3 protein-coding genes are annotated in these 2,933 nt (G+C 68.3%); 2 read left to right on the top strand and 1 reads right to left on the bottom strand.

Going from position 1 to position 2,933, the window contains the following annotated elements; all coding sequences use genetic code 11:
• The coding region (locus WA965_RS04080) for a DUF2293 domain-containing protein (RefSeq protein ID WP_526447115.1) at positions 1-768 on the bottom strand (768 nt) is incomplete at its 3' end.
• Between the two features lie 296 nt (positions 769-1,064).
• On the opposite strand from WA965_RS04080, the gene WA965_RS04075 reads away from it, so the two are divergent.
• Both WA965_RS04075 and WA965_RS04070 read left to right on the top strand, forming a co-directional pair.
• Positions 1,065-2,198, top strand: a complete 1,134-nt coding sequence (locus WA965_RS04075) for a glycosyltransferase (RefSeq protein WP_526294059.1) — start codon at positions 1,065-1,067, stop codon at positions 2,196-2,198.
• The coding region (locus WA965_RS04070; RefSeq protein ID WP_526447113.1) for a glycosyltransferase at positions 2,195-2,933 on the top strand (739 nt) is incomplete at its 3' end. The genes WA965_RS04075 and WA965_RS04070, both read left to right, overlap by 4 nt.

Raw genomic sequence — 2,933 nt, 5'->3', positions numbered from 1 at the left:
GGCGGGTGGGCAGCCGGGGAACTGTGCGCGGATCGCGGCGGCGAAGTCCTCGCGGAACTTCTCGTCGGCCTCGGCGCGGTAGATCTGGTCTCGCGCACGCTGACTGGCGCGGAGGTCGGCGTCCTCGAGGCACTGCTGGGCGGCTGTCTCGATCGCATCGTTCTCGGCCAGAATGCCATGGCGCTCATAACGATTGCGTCGTAGATTCCAGCGGACGACCACCGCCGACAGCCCGCTCGCCTTCTTGGCGCGACGGGTCAGGGCGGCGTCCCCCGAGGGCAGGAACACCAGGTGACCGAGGTCGGCGCAGTCGAGACAGAGTGCTCCGGAGCGCGCCTTGAGGAGCAGATCGCCGCTCTCGTCGCCGCAAGAGGAGCAGGTGAAGGCGTTGATCGCCGAGATCACGGTGAACCGCTGCGACGGTGCTCGCGGCCTCTCGGGTGCGGGTTGCTCGGCGGGCGCCCAGCGGACGCGAAAGGCGCGTTCGACTGCGGCGTCGCCGTCCGCGGTGAACTGCAGCTCGCCGTAATCCGTCTCCCACGGCTTCAGGCCGTGTGCCTCGGCCCAGCCGCGTAGGGCATCGAGGGTCCGAGCAGCGTCGACCTGCACGCCGCGGTCCAGAGAAGTGACGCGGCCCCGCTCCCACCGCTCGACGTTCGCCTGGGCGAGCCACCCGAGACCGACCAGGACGTTGATGGGCGTGACGAATTGCTGCTCGGCCAGCACGGCCTCAGCAATGTGTGCGACGCGAGTCTCCCAACGTGTCATGGCACCTCCGAGGGTAATTCGGCGGTCCGACAGCAGCGTCTCGCTACCGTTCAGGCTGCGTCCACGGCGTGCTGCACTCGCACGTTGTCGCCCTGCACGCAGCCTCAACGGGGGGTGACGAGGTGTAGGCTAGGGGAAGCTGGCATCGCCGGCGAGTTCGGTGGATCAGTTTCTGTGCTCACGCGCTGATCTTCCCGAGTCTTCACCTACGCCGGTACGCCGGCGACACCAACGCCCGAGTCGGGATAATTTTGAATGCTCCATTGACAGTCAACCATTTGGCCGCTCCCTTTGGGATGCAAAGCTTTTCGTATCTGCCGAGTTTCGGGGTCCTGAGCACCTATGCGCCGACGGCCTGCGGCCTGGCGACCTTCAGCGCCGCGCTGGGCAAGGGTCTGGCCGCGAGGGGCGTCGACGTCAAGGTCGTCCGCATCGCCGACGGCACCCCATCGGAAAGCGCCGACGTCACCGGCGAACTCGTCAACGGCTCGGCGCCGTCGGTCGCCGCGGCCTCGGAGTTGCTCAACCGCAGCGACGTCGCCGTCATCCAACACGAGTACGGCATCTACGGCGGTCCCGACGGCGACGAGGTCGTGGAGATCATGAGAGGCCTGCGCGTACCGTCGATCGTGATCGCGCACACGGTGCTCAAAGATCCGACGCCACACCAGCTTTTGGTTCTCAACGAGGTGCTCGCCCTGGCTGATCAGGTAGTCGTGATGTCCGACGCCGCCCGGGAACGGCTGTTCTCGAGCTTCACCGTCGATCGGCGCAAGGTCACCACGATCCCGCACGGTGCGGCGCTGCCCACCACGGCCGCGCTGATGCGTTCGGGCCGTCCGACCATCCTGACCTGGGGCCTGCTGGGCCCGGGCAAGGGCATCGAGCGGGTCATCGACGCGATGGCCACGCTCAAGCACCTCCCGCAGAATCCGCGGTATCTGATCGCCGGTCGCACCCACCCGAAGGTGCTCGCCTCGCAGGGCGACGCCTACCGCCACGCCCTGATCGCCCAGGCGGAGCGCCTCGGGGTCGCCGATTCGGTGTTCTTCGATTCGGCATACCGGACACCCGAAGCGTTGACCACCCTGATGCAGGCCGCCTCCGTGGTGGTGCTGCCCTACGACTCGAAGGACCAGGTCACCTCCGGAGTGCTGGTCGATTCCGTCGCCAGCGGACGGCCTGTTGTCGCCACCGCGTTCCCGCACGCCGTCGAACTGCTCGGCAGCGGTGCGGGCACCGTCGTCGACCACGACGATCCCGCCGCGATGGAGGGCGCCCTGCGCCGGATGCTGACCGATCCGCGAGTCGCCGGCTCGATGGCATCCGAAGCCCGCGGGCTGGCTCCGGCGATGGCATGGCCGGTGGTCGCCAACGCCTATGTGGTTGTGGCACAACGGCTCATCGCCGAACGTTTGGCAGCGGCATGACCGCGCCGGTGTTCACCCATCTGTTGCGCATGACCGATCACCGTGCGACGTTCGAGCATGCGCTGTTGACCGAACCGCGCCGCGAGCACGGCTACTGCACCGATGACATGGCCAGGGTGCTTGTGGTCACCACCCGGCAGCCGGAATCCGAGGGTGTCATCAACGGCCTCGCCGGTAAGGCGCTGACGTTCCTGAACGACGCCCAGTCCTACGACGGCACCTGCCGCAACCGGATGGACAGCGGTGGTCACTGGACCGACACGCCGAGCACCGACGATCACTGGGGCCGGGCCGTGTGGGGCCTGGGCACCGCCGCCGCGCACAGCGACGTCAGCATGGTCCGCCGGTTGGCGACGATCCAGTTCGAGCGCGCGACCCACACCAGGTCACCGCACCCGCGGGCGATGGCGTTCGCCGCGATCGGTGCCGCGGAACTCCTCGGCCACGAACCTGAGCACATCGAGTCCCGCACGCTGCTGACCGACTATGCGGCGTCTCTCCCGCCCGCCGCCGTCGACCCCGAGTGGTTGTGGCCGGAACCGCGACTGACCTACGCCAACGCGGTGCTCGCCGAGGCGATGATCGCCGCCGGTGTCGCGCTAGAGGACTCTGAGCTGCGACAACGTGGCCTGGACGCGCTCGAATGGCTGCTGAACTTCGAGACTGCCGACGGCCACCTGTCACCGACCCCCGACGGGGGCTGCGGACCGGGCGACGTCCGGCCCGCGTTCGACC

Source organism: Mycobacterium sp., from assembly GCF_049683935.1.
GTDB lineage: Bacteria > Actinomycetota > Actinomycetes > Mycobacteriales > Mycobacteriaceae > Mycobacterium.
The sequence above is the reverse complement of the archived record's forward strand: the minus strand, read 5'-3'. Positions and strand labels throughout refer to the sequence as shown.